We start from the raw sequence: 18,675 nt of genomic DNA on the forward strand, positions 1-18,675 counted from the left end.
AATTTTATGCTCCCCAACATTCGAGGCAGTTCCAGCGAAATCCTCTCAGTACTCGACAAAGTATCGAGCGTCGCAAAAATCAACCGCCCCATACTAATACTAGGAGAACGAGGAACAGGCAAAGAGTTAGTGGCACAGCGCCTTCACTATCTATCGCAAAGGTGGGATAAACCTTTTGTCGCGATGAACTGTTCAGCGCTATCAGAAGGCCTGGTTGACTCCGAGTTATTCGGACACGAAGCGGGGGCATTTACCGGCGCTAACAAGCAGCACCAAGGGCGCTTTGAACGTGCTGAAAGTGGTAGTTTATTTCTCGATGAACTCGGTACTATGCCGTTAAACGTGCAAGAAAAACTACTTCGCGTGATTGAGTACGGTCAGTATGAACGCGTCGGCGGGTCAAAAATGATTAACACAGATGTACGACTGATCTGTGCCACCAACACCGACCTAGTTAAAGCAAGTCAAGATGGAACGTTTCGCGCCGACTTGCTAGACCGACTGGCCTTTGACGTCATACACCTGCCTCCGCTCCGTTACAGGAAAGAAGATATACTCGAACTCGCGGAACACTTCGCGATCAGTATGTGTCGTGAGCTTGGCCTATCGCACTTTGAAGGCTTTTCCCAATCGGCAATAAAGCAACTCTTGGACTACCACTGGCCCGGGAATGTTCGAGAATTAAAGAACGTCATAGAGCGTGCGGTTTATCAACACAACAGCAGTAGTCAACCCATCGAGCATATTATAATTAACCCATTTGTTAGCCCGTGGAATTTGTCTGATCAAAAATTTGAGAATGCTCCGATACGAGAAGCAGAGCCGACAAACACCGAGCCCAAAGAAGCGAGTATTAACAAGCTGCCAAAAGATCTTAAGCAATGGCTTTGTGACAAAGAGCGCGAATGGGTTGAGCTTGCACTACTGAAATCCCAATTTAATCAACGACAAGCAGCAAAACAGTTGGGGTTAAGCTATGATCAAATACGAGGTCTGGTAAGGAAACACTCGGTGAGAAAAACTCTCGATTAGTCTGGTTCGTTAACCCAACATCAATGACGCCATAAACAAAAAATTAGATTAGCCCACGTTTTTTATTGGCTATTCCTGTTTTGTATAGGGCATAATCTACCACTTAACTAATTTTTACGTTTGCGCTATGAAAGCACTGATTCGCTTGACATTAAGCCTGTTTGGGGCGGCTACTCTCGCTGGATGTGGAGAGCCTATTGAACACACACAAATCCGCAAGAGTGGATTTGTTTTTTGTGGTCAGAGCGTGCCGCAAACTTTTAACCCTCAATTAGTGGATGGTGGAGTCACAGCAGAAGCCATAAGCCCACAAATTTTTGATACGCTGTTGGTACTCGACCCCAAAACCCACCAGCCTAGTGCAAATATCGCAACGCAGTGGCAGACCAATCAAGAGCGCACTGAGTACACGTTTTCTCTGCGCCCAGATATTGAATTTCAAACTACACCTTGGTTTTCACCTACTCGGGCTTTAAATGCTCAAGATGTGGTGTTCTCTTTTGAACGCATTGTTGACTCAACCCATCCGTTTCACTACAACGGCGGGGGTATTTATCCTTGGTTCAGCAGTATTAACTTCGCCAACCTGCTCAACTCGGTTGAAGCGGTTGATGAACACACCGTTAAGTTCACATTGACACGTCCTGACAATGCCTTTCTATCTAATATAGCCACTGCATTCGCGGTGATTCACTCTGCAGAATACGCAAATAAACTGTTACTCCAAGATGAAAAGCAGAGACTAGACTCGCATCCGGTGGGAACTGGTCCGTTTTACCTGCAAGAGTATCAAGTGAATGACCTCATTCGCTTAAAAAGACACGACGGCTACTGGGACGGAAAAGCGAAAATGGAGCAAGTCATCTTTGACGTCTCAGTGCGTGGTACGGGTACACTTGCCAAACTTCTGCGCCAAGAGTGTGATGTTTTAAGCTCGCCTATCTCGAGCCAATTACCCGTTATCAAGGAGCAAGATGACATTGTTCTAAAAACCAAGCCGGCAATGAACGTGTCGTTCATTTCGATCCATACTTTGCACCCTGCCCTTAGTGATGCACGTGTACGTAAGGCACTGAGTTTAGCGATTAACCGCCAGAACATTCTTGAGTCCGTTTATTATGGTACCGGCACTCAGGCTTACACGGTTTTACCTCCTTCTTCTTGGGCATACCAACCGGATACGACTCAGGTTCGCTACGATAGGAACTATGCGCTTGGGCTGTTGAGAGAAGCGGGATATGAAAAGGGGTTGGTTCTGTCTATGTCAGTGCCTCTGGAGCCCAAGGCTTACAACCCAAGTCCGCGAAAGACAGCGGAACTTATCCAAGCGAACTTTGCCGATATTGGCGTGACTCTGCAACTTGTGACAGAAGAGCGTTTAAATCGAACCGACACCGAGCGAAACAGTCGCTTTGACCTTGTACTTGCAGGTTGGGTGGGTGATACCGGTGACCCAGATAACTTCCTGCGTCCATTGCTATCGTGTGACGCTAAGCCGTCTGGACTAAACCTGTCGTCGTGGTGTAATCCCGATTTTGACTTCTTAATCGATCTCGCACTTGAGGTTGACAAGCCGCGTTACCGCACCAACTTGTACAACCAAGTGCAGAATCTTCTTAATGAAGAAGTTCCTGTTGTTCCCATCGCACACGGGATGCACTTTCAAGCGCACCATGAATCGCTTAAAGGATTTAAAATGAGCCCATTCAATGTCCAACCATTGAACGAAGTGGAGCGTATCAAATAATGTTTGTCTATGCTGTTCGTCGCTTTAACCTGTTTGTCATTACCATGATGATCATCACCATGGTGGGTTTCAGCATTCTACGTTTAGATCCGCTGTCGCCTTGGTCGCAGCTCGATTTCTGGCAAGGATGGCAGAGTTATTTAGGTGAGCTCATTCACCTTAACTTTGGTATCAGCAAAAGTGGCGTTCCTGTGATTGAAGACCTTAAGGTCGTTTTTCCTGCCACCCTAGAACTGTGCATTATCGCCTTTATCCTTGCCTTGTTGATTGGTATCCCACTTGGGACTCTGGCGGGCATGCGTCAGGGTAAATGGCAAGATCTCTCCATTTCTTTTACTGCGATGGCTGGCCAATCTGCACCTGTTTTTTGGGTAGCACTGCTACTGATCATGGCGTTTTCACTGAACTATGAACTGTTCCCTGTTTCGGGGCGGTATGACCTCCTCTATGAAATCCCAAATGTGACGGGTTTCGCTATCATCGATGCGTTTATAATGAAAAGCGAATATCGAACCCATGCGTTGCAAAGTGTCCTCGACCATCTGATCTTGCCAGGTTTTGTACTCGCTCTCTCTCCGACAATGCAGGTTATCGGCCTGATGCGTGCCTCTGTCGCTGAAGTTATGACTAAAAACTACATTCGCGCTGCTCGTATCAAAGGTCTATCCGCCTATGAGATCATTACCGAGCACGTTCTACGAAATGCGCTCCCACCTATTGTTCCAAAAGTGGGGGTTCAGTTATCAAGTATGCTAACACTGGCTATCATCACCGAGACGATTTTCAACTGGCCCGGTATTGGACGCTGGTTATTAGACGCGCTGGGTAATCAAGATTACGTTGCGATACAAGCCGGTGTCATTGTTATTGCAACCTTGGTACTTAGCGCAAATATCTTGTCAGATTTGGTGGGGGCAATGATCAACCCGTTAGTAAGGAAGGAATGGTATGCTAAGCAATAGTGTCTACCAAGAAGAGCAGATCCCAACTCAGTTTGAGCGATTCTGGCGTAGCTTCCGTAACAACAATCTCGCGATGTTTAGCTTGTGGTGCTTGGGACTTATCACTGTCATTACCATTTTTGCTAGCTGGCTTACGCCACACGATCCTCAAGCTCAATCTGGATATCTCCTTCTGCCTCCATCATGGAACTCAGAAGGAACGATTGACTACTTTTTAGGAACCGATGATTTAGGGCGAGACATTCTCTCTCGTTTGATTAAAGGCTCACAACTTACCTTTGGCGCTGCCGTGATTGTAACGGTGATTGCCGCAGCGATCGGCTCTCTGATTGGCGTTCTAGCCGGTATGACGAAGGGGTTACTCTCAAGTACACTCAACCACTTACTTGACACCGTGATGTCGATCCCTTCTCTACTACTGGCGATCATATTCTGTGCATTTTTGGGATTTGGCGAGTTCAATATCCTATTGGCTATTGGTCTTGCATTGATTCCTCGCTTTATTCGTTCGGTCTATATTGCTGTTCACAGTGAGATGGAAAAAGACTACATCATGGCGGCAAGGCTGGATGGGGCGAATAACGTTTACCTACTTTGGAACTCGATTTTGCCTAATATCCTCGCTGTGTTTGCGACTGAGTTTACCTTTGCTCTTGCTGCCGCGATTCTTGATATCACTGCACTGGGCTTCTTGGGTTTAGGCGCTCAAGCACCGAGCTCTGAGTGGGGCGCTATTTTGGGTGACTCGGTAGAGCTCATCTATATCGCACCATGGACTGTGACCCTACCCGGCCTCACCATTATGTTTACTGTTATCATCGTTAACCTGGTTGGCGATGGAGTTCGCCAAGCGCTTAACGCAGGGGTTGAGTAATGCCCATTTTAGATATTCGACACTTAACGATTGAAATTGAAACACCCCACGGAATTGTTCGTGCGGTGGATCGTATGAGTATGACGCTGACGGAAGGCGAAATACGCGGCCTAGTGGGCGAGTCTGGCTCAGGTAAAAGCTTGGTGGCTAAAGCCATCGTTGGTGTCTGTAAAGAGAACTGGCGTGTGACCGCAGATAGGATGCGTCTTGGTGATATCGACTTACTGCAGTTGACCCCGAAAGAGCGTCGTAGAGTCATCGCTCGTGATATCGCGATGATATTTCAAGAGCCTTCAACCTGTTTGGACCCTTCCGAAGATGTAGGTCGTCAGCTGATTGAGTCTATTCCTTCACGTATGTTTGAAGGCCGCTGGTGGCAAAGATTTCAATGGCGTAAAAAGCAAGCTGTCGCACTGCTGCACAAAGTCGGTATTAAAGACCACAAACGGGTGATGGATAGCTATCCGTATGAGCTGACTGACGGTGAGTGCCAAAAAATCATGATAGCAATGGCCATTGCGACTAAGCCAAAACTGCTGATCGCCGATGAGCCGACCAATGACTTGGACCCCATTACGCAATCACAGATTTTGCGCCTGTTGAGTCGTATGAACCAACTGCACAATACAACCATTTTGCTGATTGGTCATGACTTAACAACGATAACTCAGTGGGCAACCCGAATCACCGTTATGTACTGTGGTCAATCGGTTGAATCTGCAAGTACCAAGAAACTGACTAAAGTGCCTAAGCACCCTTACACCGTCGCACTACTTAAAGCAGTGCCGGACTTTAGCGAGTGGGTTCCGCACAAGCAAAAATTGCAATCACTACCGGGCTCTATCCCCCCACTCCAACACTTGCCCATCGGCTGTCGCCTTGGGCCACGGTGCCCTTACGCACAACGTGATTGTGTCGAAATGCCGAGAACGAAACATCTGCGAGACCATAAGTTCGCCTGCCATTTCCCGCTGAATCTGGAGAAAAAAGCATGAGTGCCTTACTTGAAGTACAAGAGCTCAGTAAATCATTCACCAATCGCTCCGGTATCTTTCGTAAAACGGTAAAGCAAGCCGTGAAACCGGTTAGCTTTACGCTTGAAGCAGGTCAAACAATAGGGTTTATCGGCCAAAATGGCTCGGGAAAATCCACGCTTGCCCGTATGCTAGCAGGCGTTGTTGAGCCAACATCAGGTACGATTTCAGTCAATGGCGAGACTCTTGCTCATAAAGACTACTCTACGCGTTGTAAGCTTATTCGTATGATCTTCCAAGATCCAAATACCTCGCTTAACCCGCGAATTCAAATTGGACGTATCTTGGAAGGCCCACTCAAGCGAAATACCAGCATGTCCCCAGAAGCGAGAATGGAGCGTGTGAAAGCAACACTTATGCGTGTCGGCCTGTTGCCAGAGCATGCCTATTTTTATCCTCAAATGCTTGCCGCTGGGCAAAAGCAGCGCGTGTGCCTGGCTCGAGCACTCGTTCTACAGCCGTCAGTCATCATTGCCGATGAAGCTCTGAATGGTCTTGATATGGCAATGCGTTCGCAAATCATTAACCTGTTTTTAGAGCTTCAAGAGGAGATGGGGGTTTCATTTGTCTATGTGTCTCAGCATATTGGTATCGTGAAACACATCACTGACAAGTTGATGGTGATGCACGAAGGTGAAGTCGTTGAAGCTGGCGATACGCACGAAATTCTGAGTCACCCACAACATACCGTGACTCAACGATTAATTGAAAGTCATTTTAATAAAGCGCCTTCTTTCAAGTAAGGTTCAGACCTAAGTTATTTGAGTTCTCTGGGGTAGATCGTTATGATGTGCCCCCTTTTTTAAGTGGCAGTGTTAACGCCGAGACAGTCCGATGAAACTCAATCAAAGTCCTGTGACTCAGCATCAATTTGATGGCATCTCTTTTCATCTAAAACGAGATGATCAGCTTCATCCCCTATTTAGCGGTAATAAAGCCCGAAAGTTCAGTACACTGCTTGAGTACCCTTCTGATTCGGTTGAAACCATTATCTCCTATGGTTCAGCCCAAGCGAATTCGCTTTACTCTCTGGCCGGTTTGGCAAAAATCAAAGGCTGGAAGCTTGAATACTACGTTCATAATGTCCCTCAGTGGTTGCGTAAGAACCCGATAGGTAACTTTCGAGGTGCGCTAGAACTTGATGCAAAAGTGATTGGGATGAATGAAATTGACACTTCATTACACCCTGCAGACTATATCGAACAGGTACGCAAACCAAACGATAAATGCCTGGTACTTCCTGAGGGCGGGCGTTCAAAATTATCTGAAGATGGCGTCAAGCAATTGGCCGACGAACTATTAGATTACATCCGTTTCCATCCGGGAAGTCACTTCACCATTGCACTTCCCTCAGGGACTGGCACAACCTCACTCTACCTTCATAAGCACCTAAAGAGCCATAACATTCAGGTTATTACCTGCCCAGTTGTCGGTGGCAAAGACTATCTCATCGAGCAGTTTAAGGAGTTAGGTGAAAGTGATTTCCCGACGATTCTTGAACCTGAAGAAAAACATCATTTTGGTCGTTTATATCAAGAAGACTATGAGGTTTGGGCACAGTTAGAAGAGCAAACGCACGTTGAGTTTGACCTTCTTTACGACCCTTTAATGTGGCGCTGTATTAGACAATGGGCGTCACATAACCTCGATGGAGAGCTTCTCTACGTTCACCAGGGTGGTATTCTTGGTAATGAGAGTATGCAGCTTCGATACCAACGAGAATTTGGAGTGAAATCAACATGGTAAAGTCATTTAAATCCATTGCATTCGCGCTCATCGCCACAGCGATGTTTTCTACTGCTGCATTTGCCAATACCACTACCGTTACCAAGGCATCTGTTGGTAAAAACAAGGCCAAGCCGATTGTTGTCGTTGATGGTGCCCAAACCAATCAGCGCGTATGCCTCTACCAAGGTGAAGCATACTCGCTTGGTGCGATAGTAGAGATACGAGATTTAGTTCTCGTTTGTCAAGAGAGCAACGACTTTGAGCTCAATGGCGCGTTGAAGTGGGTGGTCCTTGAGAGCAGCCATACCCGAGGGCAAGAGTAGTATCCTATTCGCTCAATATGTAGAAAGGCTGAAATTTATTCTGCCTTTTTTATTAGTATCGAGTTGTGATTATTGGTCCCACCAATAACTCAATGGCATCGCATCCCCGACGACTAAACGCTCACCCATTTTTGGCATCACGACATCCACGCCACGCTCTTGAGCATTAGCCAATGCGCGATTGATAGGCTCTTGCCAATCGTGAGTTGCTAAATCAAATGTACTGTTGTGAATCGGGAACATCACCTTACCTTTTAGATCAATATGTGCCTGAACGCTTTGCTCCGGAAACATATGGATCTGCGACCAAGCTTCATTGTAGGCGCCAGTTTCAACCAAGGTTAAGTCAAACGGCCCGTACTTTTCGCCGATCTCTTTAAAACCAGAAAAGTAACCTGAATCACCACTGAAAAACACCCGTTGTGTTGGTGCAGCAATCACCCAGCTCCCCCACAAAGTCCTGTCTCTATCTACGCCTGTGCGACCAGAAAAGTGTTGTGTTGGCGTCAGGGTGTATTCAATACCATTAAAAACATAAGACTCCCACCAGTTGAGCTCAATCACCTTGTCAGCTGAAACACCCCACTTGATTAGGTGTTCCCCTACTCGCAATGGGACTAAGAACAGCGACACTTTGTCTGCAAGTTCTTTAACAGCGGCTTTATCCAAATGGTCATAATGGTCATGACTGATCACGACCACATCAATGGCAGGTAGTTCTGCAATGGCGATAGGCGCTTTATGAAAACGTTTGGGACCCGCCCATTGCACAGGCGAGGCTCGATCACTAAACACCGGGTCCGTCATCACAAATTGGTTATCGAGTTTCATCAACACACTCGAGTGCCCGAGACGATAGACAACATTTTCAGTTTCTTCAATGAGAGACTCAGTTGTCATCTCTAACACCGGTAAGTCTGCTTTAGGGGTTGGCTCTACTCGCTCCACGGTCAGATACATCTTTGTAATGTCGTAGAGATCCCTCAGACCTGACTTATATTCCATTTCAGTATTTGTGAACTTCTTCGGTAACTCTTGGGACTCTGAGCCGCCAACGGTGGTACAAGTCAATTGCGTCAATGCCATAAGTATCGCTCCCACTAGGATGATTCGTTTCGTCTTCACGTTCATGCTCGCCATGTAAACTACACCGACTAGTTTACTTAATCTTTTTCAAAAGTAAACTGATTAGTGTAAAATCAATTCTCGCAGTTTAATGAGACGGACCAATGACATGTCAGTGACAAAAAAAAGTCGTAGTGAAATCAAGCGAGAAGCGATTCTAAATGCCGCTCGGGAAGCATTCCTAGAATATGGTGTCGATAACACGAGCATGGATAAGCTTTCTGCCATGGCCGGGGTGTCTAAACGCACTGTCTACAATCATTTCGAGTCGAAAGAGTCTTTGGTTATGGCGCTGCTTTCTTGTCTTTGGAATAGTCAAGAAACACTGGACGACTCATTTTTGCAAGGTGAACTCACACTAAAGCAACAACTGACAGCACTAGTTCGAGAGCAAATACAACTCGCCAGCGATCCTGACTATATTGAGCTGTCTAAGGTAGCCATGGGGCATTTCCTATTTAAGCCAGAAGAGCTCAAGAAGCAAGTCGGCTCTATCGATAAGAAAGACACAAAACTCTATCAGTGGTTGATGCTTCGGGCAGAAAACCAGCAACTCAAACTTACTGAGTGTGACGTTGAAAAAGCGATGATGCAGATCCACAATTTGGTCAAAGGCTCCGCCTATTGGCCGCAGATGGTCGGCCTATCAGACGAACTCAATGAGCAGCAAATAAACGAACTTGCCGATGATACCGTTGAGCTCTTTTGGGCGAGATACGGCCAGTAGTGAACGAACAGCCTCCATTTTATGTTGAGACTGGATAACAAGCTGACCGCTGTAATAATAACACGTATTACGACGCTAAACGGTAGCGAGAATTTAACATCAACACCATTTTGGTCGTGTCTGGCCAATTCACTACTGTGACTAAGGAAAAAAACGTCTTGTTTACTCAATAAGGGCTTGAAGCTCTAGAATTGCTAGGTAATATGGACGTTTGATTCAAATTTTTAGTAGGACTTAGTAAATTGCGCATTTTTCATCCACTTACTTGTGGTTGATTGGCTAATTGACTGAGTTAAGCATCCCTCAATGGAGAATGACATCAACATGACTTACGCGCCTGTAAAAGACGTACTTGGCGGCAAGCTCGCAGTTGACAGTGAAGTAACTGTTCGCGGCTGGATCCGTTCACGTCGTGATTCCAAAGCTGGAATCTCTTTCCTTGCCATTTATGACGGCTCTTGTTTCGACCCGATTCAGGCCGTGGTCCCTAATAATCTTAATAATTACGAAGACGAAGTACTAAAGCTGACTACAGGCTGCTCTGTTGAAGTAACAGGTAAGATTGTTGAGTCTCCTGCGAAGGGCCAAGACTTTGAACTTGCAGCCACTGACGTTAAAGTCGTGGGCTGGGTTGAAGACGCAGAAACGTACCCGATGGCGAAAACTCGCCACTCTATCGAGTTCCTACGTGAGGTAGCGCACCTACGTCCACGTACTAACGTAATTGGTGCTGTCGCGCGCGTTCGTAACTGCCTGTCTCAAGCGATTCACCGCTTCTACCACGAGCAAGGTTTCTTCTGGGTATCGGCTCCACTGATCACAGCTTCTGATGCAGAAGGTGCTGGTGAAATGTTCCGCGTTTCTACGCTAGACATGGAAAACCTGCCTCGCACAGACAAAGGTGACGTTGACTTCAACGAAGACTTCTTCGGTAAAGAAACATTCCTAACCGTATCTGGTCAGCTAAACGCAGAAGCTTACGCTTGCGCACTAAGTAAGGTTTACACGTTTGGCCCTACGTTCCGTGCTGAAAACTCAAACACCAGCCGCCACCTAGCAGAATTCTGGATGGTTGAGCCTGAAGTGGCATTCGCTGACCTAGAAGACGTGGCTAAGCTGTCTGAAGACATGCTTAAGTTCGTATTCAAAGCGGTACTTGAAGAGTGTCGCGATGACCTTGAGTTCTTTGCTCAACGCATCGATAAAGAAGCAATCACTCGTCTAGAGCAGTTTGTTTCTTCTGACTTCGCACAAGTTGACTACACTGACGCAATCCAGATCCTTCTGGACTCTGGTCGTGAGTTCGAATTCCCAGTTGAATGGGGTATCGATATGTCTTCTGAGCACGAGCGTTTCCTAGCGGAAGAGCACTTCAAAGCACCAGTCATCGTGAAGAACTACCCGAAAGACATCAAGGCATTCTACATGCGTGCTAACGATGACGGTAAGACAGTAGCGGCAATGGACGTACTTGCACCTGGCATCGGTGAAATCATCGGTGGTTCTCAGCGTGAAGAGCGTCTAGACATTCTAGACGAGCGTATGCGTGAAGTGGGCATCGACCCAGAGCACATGAGTTGGTACCGCGACCTACGTAAATACGGTACTGTACCGCACGCTGGTTTCGGCCTAGGCTTTGAGCGCCTAGTGTCTTACGTAACAGGTATGGGCAACGTTCGTGACGTGATCCCATTCCCACGTACACCACGCTCTGCGAACTTCTAATTCGTTAGAAAGTTAAAAAAAAAGGGGAGAGATAGCTTTGCTAACTCTCCCTTTTCTGTTTTATGCCGCTTAGAGATCTATTTTACTTTAAATCAGTAAACGACTTTCACTTGGCTCTTGCCGGCGTCTTTTGCTTCATACATCGCTCGGTCAGCCAGTTTCAAGCTTTCTTCGAGATCCAGCTGCGCGGCAGAAACAAACACAATGCCTATACTGGCGCTCACTTGGTTATTCACACACTTCAGTGTTTTCATTCTACCATCTTTGAAGATATTCAAGATTTCATGTCCAAGCTGAACGACTTCGGTTTCATCAAAGGCATCTTCAACAAAAATGGCAAACTCATCACCACCAAGGCGGGCGATATCATACTGACCCAAGTCACGCCCTAAACTGCGCGGCACGATTTCCTTAATGAGTTGCCCAAACTCCTCAAGCACCTTGTCACCATAGTCGTGCCCATACTGATCATTAATTTGCTTAAAATGGTCAAGGTCAATATAGATCAGTGCCGACTTGTCATAAAGCTCCCGTTGGGTCGAATGATAAAGAATAGAACGAAATGTAGCACGATTTGCTAACTGCGTAAGTGAATCAAAGTAGGCTAACTTATGAATCCCTTCTTCATGCATCTTCATTATGTAATCATCCATGCGCTGCTGGAAGAAGATTAGAATATGACACATCCCACTAAGAGCCATCAGAGTTAAAATAAAGCGAAATTCGACTAACGGGCTATACTCCGTTAACAACCAGTTTTGATAAAGCAATAAAGATAAAAGTGCTATAAAAGGGACATTGACTGCTAGACCAACCTTAAACCGATTGATAAAGATCGCTATCGCTGCAAGCGGATAAACCCACATAATGCCTGTATTGTCGTGCCCACCTGTAATGACTAAGTAGGACGACAAGCTATAAATAATTAGTGTAAGACTTATTAGTCCCCACTCTCTTTTGTAACTCAAAAGATAGAGATTACTAGCACCCCAAACAGTGAAGAGAGCCAAAGTGCCACCAATAGCAAAATGCCCCCAAAAAAAGGCTTGAATTGAAAATACACTAAGAAAGAGAAGACCGAAAATGGCTAAAGATTTAACCATCAAATGTTGTCTACGTTGCTTATCTTTTACAATTTCAGACAGTTTTTCAGCAACAAAGCTGTGGGCATTAGTACTCAATTTATTGCTCGCTCACTAAACGTATGAAGCCGTTTCAATACAACTTCATACCAATCTCACAAGCAGACCTTCTGCTTGTAGATAATTATTGTTTTTATTCGGTGATACAACACCGATTGCTTATAGGCTATGACAACAATTGCACTTATTTATCGCATTTGCAACGAATACGGCAACTAAGTCGCCACTTTACCTTATATCTTGAGCCATATTGCACTCAAAAGTGATACAAATAGTATTATTGATACCTTTGTCATATCTTGATGCAAACATACATTTATACCACTTTAGTTTTATTTAAGTGCCATATTGTCTGCGAATCAATCGAAACACTAGCCAAAAAACAACTCATCTATAATCTCTCTTAGTTCTACGTTTGGTGAGAACAACACCTAACTCTGAATGGCGAACACTACAAAGCTTTCCAAAAGACATGACTTTTCATTCAACATATTGTCGACCTCAATAAAATCGTACTTTTCTTACTGATTTTGTTGTTTATTGACAGTGTAAAAGGTATAAAAAAGCAAGCTATCTTCTACTACAAGGACGAGACTGATGTTTGAAAAAGTAATTGCAGCTCCGGCAGACCCTATTCTTGGTCTAACTGAGGAGTTTAAAAAAGACCCACGTGCTGAAAAAATCAACCTAGGCGTTGGTATTTACAAGAACGAGGACGGCCAAACTCCAGTATTGGCAACAGTTAAAAAAGCGGAAGCCGCACTACTTGAAACCGAAAAAACAAAGTCTTACCTAACGATTGAAGGTACTGCTGAGTATGGTTTGGCTGTGCAAAAACTGTTATTTGGTGACAATTCTGACATTGTTGGTCAAAAACGTGCAAAAACAGCACAAGCACCGGGTGGTACGGGTGCGCTTCGAGTGGCTGGTGAGTTTATCAAACGCCAACTCGGCGACGTGAAGATTTGGATCAGTAATCCAACTTGGGCAAACCACAACGGCGTATTCACGGCTGCTGGTATCGAAACTGCTCAGTACGACTACTACAACGCTGAAACTAAAGATAAAGACTTCGATGGCATGCTAACCAGCCTGCAAGCTGCGAAGGAAGGCGACATCGTGCTTCTACATGGTTGCTGTCACAACCCAACGGGTATCGATCCTACTGCTGAAGAATGGGAAGCGTTGGCAAAACTTGCGGCTGAAAAAAAACTACTACCACTGTTCGACTTCGCATACCAAGGCTTTGCAAAGGGCGTTGAGGAAGATGCCGCAGGTCTGCGTACTTTCGCTCAATACTGTGACGAAATCCTAGTAGCAAGCTCATTCTCTAAGAATTTCGGTCTCTATAACGAGCGAGTGGGTGCCTTTACGCTCGTGGCTAAATCTGAAGATGTCGCTGCAACTGCATTCTCACAAGTAAAAGCGATTATCCGCTCTATCTACTCAAACCCACCAGCACACGGCAGTGCGGTGGTAACACACATTCTAAACAATGCAGAATTACGCGCAGAATGGGAAGCCGAAGTTGCTGAAATGCGTGATCGTATCCAGCAAATGCGCGAACTATTCGTTAGCACACTGAAAGCAGAAGGCGTTGATGCAGACTTTAGCTTTATCGAAAGACAAAACGGCATGTTCTCTTTCTCGGGTCTATCAAAAGAGCAAGTGAATCGCCTAAAAGAAGAGTTTGGCATCTACATCGTTGGCTCAGGACGTATCAGCGTTGCGGGCATGACGAAATCGAATATGGGTCCACTGTGTAAAGGTATCGCTGCGGTACTTTAAGGCCTACCCTTTAGTAGTATTTATAAGCCAACCTTCGGGTTGGCTTTATTTTTATCTGCAATCTTACCGAATGCAGCTTGAAGTTAGTCACCTATATAACTAGAATTTCACCGATTTTTGCTACAACGGATGTTCTCGCTCAAGATGCCATACTCTGGCTCTTCACACTCTCAACGACTATAGGTAAACGATGAATAACGATAAGCGCCCGCTTTATATCCCTTATGCAGGTCCAGCTCTTCTAAGTACCCCTCTTTTGAACAAAGGCAGCGCATTTTCTGCCGAAGAACGCATCTCATTTAACTTAGAAGGTCTTCTACCAGAGAACACCGAGACAATTCAAGAGCAAGTTGAACGCGCTTATCAACAGTACCTAAGCTTTGAAAACGATATGGATAAGCACATCTACTTGCGCAATATCCAAGATACTAACGAGACGCTATTTTACCGCCTGGTTCAAAACCACATTTCTGAGATGATGCCGATCATCTATACGCCAACCGTTGGTGCGGCTTGTGAGAACTTCTCAAATATCTATCGTCGTGGCCGCGGTCTCTTCATCTCTTACCCAAATCGTGACCGTATTGACGACCTACTCAATAATGCAGCCAACCACAATGTCAAAGTTATCGTAGTTACCGATGGCGAGCGTATTCTTGGTCTTGGTGACCAAGGTATCGGTGGCATGGGTATCCCTATCGGTAAGCTGGCTCTTTACACGGCTTGTGGTGGTATCAGTCCCGCTTACACGTTACCTATCGTACTTGATGTCGGTACCAATAACCCTCAACGCTTAGCAGATCCTATGTACATGGGTTGGCGCCACCCGCGTATCACGGGTCAAGAGTATGATGCGTTTGTTGAAGAGTTCATCCAAGCCGTACAACGTCGTTGGCCAGATGCGTTGATTCAGTTCGAAGACTTTGCACAGAAAAATGCAATGCCACTTCTAGAGCGCTACAAAGATCGTATCTGTTGTTTCAATGATGATATTCAGGGTACCGCTGCTGTTACTGTCGGCTCTCTGCTAGCCGCTTGTCATGCGGCAGGCAGCAAGCTTTCAGATCAGCGAGTGACCTTCCTAGGCGCTGGTTCTGCTGGTTGTGGCATTGCTGAAGCGATTATCGCACAAATGGTGTCTGAAGGTATTTCTGAAGAGAAAGCACGCTCTCAAGTCTTCATGGTAGACCGCTGGGGCCTTCTGCAAGAAGGTATGCCGAACCTACTCGATTTCCAGCAACGCCTCGTTCAGAAAAATGCAGACACAGCGAACTGGGAAGTCTCTGAAAATGGCTTCTCGCTATACGATGTCGTCAAGAACGCGAAACCAACCGTATTGATCGGTGTTTCTGGTGCTCCTGGATTATTTAGCCAAGACGTGATTCAAGAGATGCATAAACACTGTGAGCGTCCTATCGTCTTCCCACTATCAAACCCTACTAGCCGTGTTGAGGCGACGCCTAGCGATATCCTAAACTGGACTCAAGGCAGCGCACTGGTTGCCACTGGTAGCCCATTCGCGCCTGTTGTTTTTGAAGGTAACAGCTACCCGATTGCGCAGTGTAATAACAGCTACATCTTCCCAGGTATTGGTTTAGGGGTTCTAGCGGTTGGTGCAACACGTGTTACTGATGAAATGCTAATGGAGTCAAGCCGTGCATTAGCAAGCTGCTCGCCACTAGCAAAGAATGGCCGAGGTGCCCTACTTCCACCACTTGAAGAGATCCACTTGGTGTCTAAGAAGATTGCCTTCGCCGTTGCTAAAAAAGCAATTGAGCAAGGTGTTGCGCTAGAGATCACAGATGAAGCACTCGAGCATGCAATTGACTCGCACTTCTGGCAGCCTGTTTACCGCAAGTATAAGCGTACTGCTTTCTAATTATATTAATCACTTAGAAACGCCCTTGCTCAAAGCTAGGGCGTTTTTTTATCATGGATGTTATGTTGAACTTCTTTGCTTCTATCGGACAATATTTTTACCCACACCTGTCCGAAATTTCTACTGCTCTGGTAGCTTGCTTCTTAGTAATGTGCGGTGGTGAGATCAATCGTCTGCTGCGTAAACTGCTCAGAGAGCAGAATTTTATTGTCAGAACCTTAATTTTCATTATTATCAATGCTTTCGGTTACGGCTTACTCATCGTTAAAGTTGCACCCTACCTTAGTAATGGATTTCGCCAAATGCCATCCGCTTACATGGCAATGACGGTGATTATCTCCTTTATCATTATTGGTGTTTGGGCGCAGAAAAACCGACAGATCTAATTCACAAAGGGATAAGTGATGCTGCAATACCTGATTCTTACGCTTAAGGGGCTATTTTTGATAGTCTTGCTAGCGTTTGTCTCCGTTATTGCCATTGATACCTGGATCACCAAACAAAACCAAGATGTGATTTACACCGATTTATCCCAAGTACCAGATTACGATGTCGGCTTAGTGCTTGGCACGAGCAAGTACCTTGGTCGAACACTTAACCTCTTCTATCAATATCGTATTGATGCGACACAAGCCCTGTTCGAGCAAGGTAAGATCAAACATGTTCTCCTCAGTGGCGACAACGCCCACCGCTCTTACAATGAGCCATGGACGATGAAACGAGACTTTCTCAAACTAGGATTAACTGAAGAGCAGATACATCTCGATTACGCAGGCTTTCGTACACTTGATTCTGTCGTGCGCGCAAAAGAGATTTTCGATACCAATCGCTTTATCGTCATTACCCAAAGATTCCATTGTGAGCGTGCAATGTTCATTGCAAGAAACATTGATATTGATGCTGCCTGTTTCGCTGCACAAACCCCCGGTGAAACACTCTCTGTCAAACTGAGAGTTAGAGAGCTTCTAGCCCGTGTAAAAGCCGTTCTAGACCTGTTTATTTTCAACACACAACCTAAGTTCTTAGGTCCTAAAGAGCCGATTACATCAGACGTCATTTTCGAGCGCTTACTTCCTAGCTCTTCTGCAGCCCCAATTCCGCAGACAATAGAAGTGAATGAATAGGCAAACCTGTTTTTAATCATTACCACCGCATCTCAACCTAGCGTAGACCCAGTCCAAGACTCCCTGATCCCATAAAGCCAATAACTCGTAAGTTGAAAGCTGGAAGTGTTGCTAAGTTATCTAATCATTCTCTTTGCTAATGTTATTAGATGCGCACATAGGGAGGTTCTATGGTAGTTCTCATTGTCGGTGGGACCGGCGGAATAGGAAGAGCGCTCATCTCAATATTTCAAAAACAAGGTCATGATGTCCACGCTACCTATCACATACAGCCAGCAACCACTGATGCTGGTATGTATTGGTACCCTTGTGATGCAACGGACGAGCGCAGTGTAGAGCGCCTCGCCGCTTCAGTCGGCCACATAGACCTGCTCATTAACTGCATCGGCATATTGCATACCGACCTACAGTTACCAGAAAAATCCATACAGCAATTCAACGTAGATTTTTTCCAAAAAAACATTCAAACCAACACCTTACCTACCCTACTGCTTGCTAAACACTTTCAATCCAGATTGAAGGCCCCACATCCTACCTACTTCATATGTCTATCAGCGAAAGTGGGCAGCATAGAGGATAATCATCTCGGCGGTTGGATCAGTTACCGGGCGTCAAAGGCCGCTTTAAACATGTGTATCAAAACAATTGCGATCGAATGGAAAACCAAATTACCCAAATGCTGTGTTATCGCCTTCCATCCAGGAACTGTCGACACACCACTGTCCGTCCCTTTTCAAAAACGCATCTCGAAACAGCAATTGAACTCTCCTGATTGGTTGGCTGAAAAACTTAACCAATTGATTGATGAATTAGGACCAGAGAAGACCGGACGTTTCTATAACTATGCTGGCGAAATTCTCCCTTGGTGAAAACGATCAAAGTTGACCCCGAACTGCATTTTTATACATTTCGTTACAGGTTAAAAACCAGCATAAACAATCGACACAATCAAATTAAAAACAAATACTTATGATATAATTGAGCGATAATCACCCAGCACAGTGCCGGTCAATAATTCCGCAATTTTCGCCTAATTAGGCATTGTCGTCAATTCTATGTTAGTCTTTGGTCCGGTTATCACTGGCACGCATAACTCCCGACTAGATTACTTCGTTACTATCGACTATTTTTTATACGAAGGGTCAGAGACATTTTTAATCCGTCTCAATGAGTTAGCACAGTGATAACAGTCTATATTTTGTTGGTTAGCTTCTCCTCTCATCGTTTTGTAAAGGAGCCAGTAGATGGCACGATTTAGGAGAACACCAGACGCACTCGCTCCAGGAGCTCACCGAGCTCTTGACATTTTTGGGCACGATCAAACACTGACTGATCACCGGCGAACACTTACACCGCCGAGCGTATACCCTCAAATTAGCCAAAGGCGCACTTTAACGGCTTTCACTTAAAAGCCGCGAGATGCTCTGCTTTCCAACAGGATTAAGTTAACACTCAAACATCAGGA

General features: G+C 45.6%; 17 protein-coding genes. 15 read left to right on the forward strand and 2 right to left on the reverse strand.

The annotated features are described in order from the left end of the window. Positions 1–6 precede the first annotated feature (6 nt). The 8 genes from pspF (at position 7) to GT360_RS08725 (ending at position 7,700) form a co-directional block, all read left to right on the forward strand. A complete protein-coding gene (pspF, locus tag GT360_RS08690) occupies positions 7–1,032 on the forward strand; it encodes a phage shock protein operon transcriptional activator (RefSeq protein WP_164648484.1) in 1,026 nt (341 codons plus the stop codon). A 127-nt stretch (positions 1,033–1,159) separates the two neighbouring features. Continuing rightward, a complete protein-coding gene (locus GT360_RS08695; protein WP_164648485.1) occupies positions 1,160–2,779 on the forward strand; it encodes an ABC transporter substrate-binding protein in 1,620 nt (539 codons plus the stop codon). After that, on the forward strand, positions 2,779–3,741 hold the full coding sequence (locus tag GT360_RS08700; RefSeq protein WP_164648486.1) for an ABC transporter permease: 963 nt from the start codon (positions 2,779–2,781) through the stop codon (positions 3,739–3,741). The genes GT360_RS08695 and GT360_RS08700 overlap by 1 nt, the downstream gene beginning before the upstream one ends. Beyond that, positions 3,728–4,615, forward strand: coding sequence for a putrescine export ABC transporter permease SapC (sapC, locus tag GT360_RS08705; RefSeq protein ID WP_164648487.1), 888 nt, complete (start codon positions 3,728–3,730; stop codon positions 4,613–4,615). The genes GT360_RS08700 and sapC overlap by 14 nt, the downstream gene beginning before the upstream one ends. After that, entirely contained in the window at positions 4,615–5,610 is a 996-nt protein-coding gene (locus GT360_RS08710; RefSeq protein WP_164648488.1) for a peptide ABC transporter ATP-binding protein, read from the forward strand. Before sapC ends, GT360_RS08710 begins: the two co-directional genes overlap by 1 nt. Further along, on the forward strand, positions 5,607–6,392 hold the full coding sequence (locus GT360_RS08715; RefSeq protein ID WP_164648489.1) for a peptide ABC transporter ATP-binding protein: 786 nt from the start codon (positions 5,607–5,609) through the stop codon (positions 6,390–6,392). Before GT360_RS08710 ends, GT360_RS08715 begins: the two co-directional genes overlap by 4 nt. A 91-nt stretch (positions 6,393–6,483) precedes the next feature. After that, positions 6,484–7,395, forward strand: coding sequence for a 1-aminocyclopropane-1-carboxylate deaminase/D-cysteine desulfhydrase (locus GT360_RS08720; protein WP_164648490.1), 912 nt, complete (start codon positions 6,484–6,486; stop codon positions 7,393–7,395). Further along, complete coding sequence (locus GT360_RS08725; RefSeq protein WP_164648491.1) at positions 7,389–7,700, forward strand: DUF1496 domain-containing protein; 312 nt, start codon at positions 7,389–7,391, stop codon at positions 7,698–7,700. Before GT360_RS08720 ends, GT360_RS08725 begins: the two co-directional genes overlap by 7 nt. 69 nt (positions 7,701–7,769) lie before the next feature. On the opposite strand, the gene GT360_RS08730 is transcribed toward GT360_RS08725, so the two are convergent. Beyond that, positions 7,770–8,786 (reverse strand): MBL fold metallo-hydrolase, encoded by a 1,017-nt coding sequence (locus GT360_RS08730; protein ID WP_164648492.1) that lies wholly within the window; start codon positions 8,784–8,786, stop codon positions 7,770–7,772. A 148-nt stretch (positions 8,787–8,934) separates the two neighbouring features. Between GT360_RS08730 and GT360_RS08735 the strand changes: the two genes are divergently transcribed. Both GT360_RS08735 and asnS read left to right on the forward strand, forming a co-directional pair. Continuing rightward, positions 8,935–9,552 (forward strand): TetR/AcrR family transcriptional regulator, encoded by a 618-nt coding sequence (locus GT360_RS08735; RefSeq protein WP_164648493.1) that lies wholly within the window; start codon positions 8,935–8,937, stop codon positions 9,550–9,552. Between the two features lie 324 nt (positions 9,553–9,876). Then, positions 9,877–11,277 carry an asparagine--tRNA ligase gene (asnS, locus tag GT360_RS08740; protein WP_164649627.1) on the forward strand — a complete coding sequence of 467 codons (1,401 nt, stop codon included), beginning with the start codon at positions 9,877–9,879 and terminating at the stop codon, positions 11,275–11,277. Between the two features lie 92 nt (positions 11,278–11,369). On the opposite strand, the gene GT360_RS08745 is transcribed toward asnS, so the two are convergent. After that, positions 11,370–12,458 carry a GGDEF domain-containing protein gene (locus GT360_RS08745; protein WP_164648494.1) on the reverse strand — a complete coding sequence of 363 codons (1,089 nt, stop codon included), beginning with the start codon at positions 12,456–12,458 and terminating at the stop codon, positions 11,370–11,372. 558 nt (positions 12,459–13,016) lie between these two features. Here GT360_RS08745 and GT360_RS08750 point away from each other — a divergent pair. The 5 genes from GT360_RS08750 to GT360_RS08770 all read left to right on the forward strand — a co-directional run bounded on the left by GT360_RS08750 (position 13,017) and on the right by GT360_RS08770 (position 18,079). Continuing rightward, a complete protein-coding gene (locus tag GT360_RS08750) occupies positions 13,017–14,207 on the forward strand; it encodes an amino acid aminotransferase (protein WP_164648495.1) in 1,191 nt (396 codons plus the stop codon). 190 nt (positions 14,208–14,397) lie between these two features. After that, complete coding sequence (locus tag GT360_RS08755; protein ID WP_164648496.1) at positions 14,398–16,086, forward strand: NAD-dependent malic enzyme; 1,689 nt, start codon at positions 14,398–14,400, stop codon at positions 16,084–16,086. A 62-nt stretch (positions 16,087–16,148) separates the two neighbouring features. Then, complete coding sequence (locus GT360_RS08760; RefSeq protein ID WP_164649628.1) at positions 16,149–16,472, forward strand: DUF3392 domain-containing protein; 324 nt, start codon at positions 16,149–16,151, stop codon at positions 16,470–16,472. A gap of 18 nt (positions 16,473–16,490) precedes the next feature. Next, the gene (locus GT360_RS08765) at positions 16,491–17,210 is read left to right on the forward strand and encodes a SanA/YdcF family protein (protein ID WP_164648497.1); all 720 of its coding nucleotides are present in this window, start codon (positions 16,491–16,493) and stop codon (positions 17,208–17,210) included. Between the two features lie 170 nt (positions 17,211–17,380). Continuing rightward, complete coding sequence (locus GT360_RS08770) at positions 17,381–18,079, forward strand: SDR family NAD(P)-dependent oxidoreductase (RefSeq protein WP_164648498.1); 699 nt, start codon at positions 17,381–17,383, stop codon at positions 18,077–18,079. Positions 18,080–18,675 lie beyond the last annotated feature (596 nt).

Origin of the sequence: Vibrio astriarenae (genome assembly GCF_010587385.1) — a bacterium.
GTDB classification, from domain to species: Bacteria; Pseudomonadota; Gammaproteobacteria; order Enterobacterales; family Vibrionaceae; genus Vibrio; species Vibrio astriarenae.

Bases quoted from the DNA above. Each gene is read 5' to 3' on its own strand.
- pspF (WP_164648484.1), top strand. From the start codon at position 7: ATGCTCCCCAACATTCGAGGCAGTTCCAGCGAAATCCTCTCAGTACTC.
- GT360_RS08695 (WP_164648485.1), top strand. From the start codon at position 1,160: ATGAAAGCACTGATTCGCTTGACATTAAGCCTGTTTGGGGCGGCTACT.
- GT360_RS08700 (WP_164648486.1), top strand. From the start codon at position 2,779: ATGTTTGTCTATGCTGTTCGTCGCTTTAACCTGTTTGTCATTACCATG.
- sapC (WP_164648487.1), top strand. From the start codon at position 3,728: ATGCTAAGCAATAGTGTCTACCAAGAAGAGCAGATCCCAACTCAGTTT.
- GT360_RS08710 (WP_164648488.1), top strand. From the start codon at position 4,615: ATGCCCATTTTAGATATTCGACACTTAACGATTGAAATTGAAACACCC.
- GT360_RS08715 (WP_164648489.1), top strand. From the start codon at position 5,607: ATGAGTGCCTTACTTGAAGTACAAGAGCTCAGTAAATCATTCACCAAT.
- GT360_RS08720 (WP_164648490.1), top strand. From the start codon at position 6,484: ATGAAACTCAATCAAAGTCCTGTGACTCAGCATCAATTTGATGGCATC.
- GT360_RS08725 (WP_164648491.1), top strand. From the start codon at position 7,389: ATGGTAAAGTCATTTAAATCCATTGCATTCGCGCTCATCGCCACAGCG.
- GT360_RS08730 (WP_164648492.1), bottom strand. From the start codon at position 8,786: ATGGCATTGACGCAATTGACTTGTACCACCGTTGGCGGCTCAGAGTCC.
- GT360_RS08735 (WP_164648493.1), top strand. From the start codon at position 8,935: ATGTCAGTGACAAAAAAAAGTCGTAGTGAAATCAAGCGAGAAGCGATT.
- asnS (WP_164649627.1), top strand. From the start codon at position 9,877: ATGACTTACGCGCCTGTAAAAGACGTACTTGGCGGCAAGCTCGCAGTT.
- GT360_RS08750 (WP_164648495.1), top strand. From the start codon at position 13,017: ATGTTTGAAAAAGTAATTGCAGCTCCGGCAGACCCTATTCTTGGTCTA.
- GT360_RS08755 (WP_164648496.1), top strand. From the start codon at position 14,398: ATGAATAACGATAAGCGCCCGCTTTATATCCCTTATGCAGGTCCAGCT.
- GT360_RS08760 (WP_164649628.1), top strand. From the start codon at position 16,149: ATGTTGAACTTCTTTGCTTCTATCGGACAATATTTTTACCCACACCTG.
- GT360_RS08765 (WP_164648497.1), top strand. From the start codon at position 16,491: ATGCTGCAATACCTGATTCTTACGCTTAAGGGGCTATTTTTGATAGTC.
- GT360_RS08770 (WP_164648498.1), top strand. From the start codon at position 17,381: ATGGTAGTTCTCATTGTCGGTGGGACCGGCGGAATAGGAAGAGCGCTC.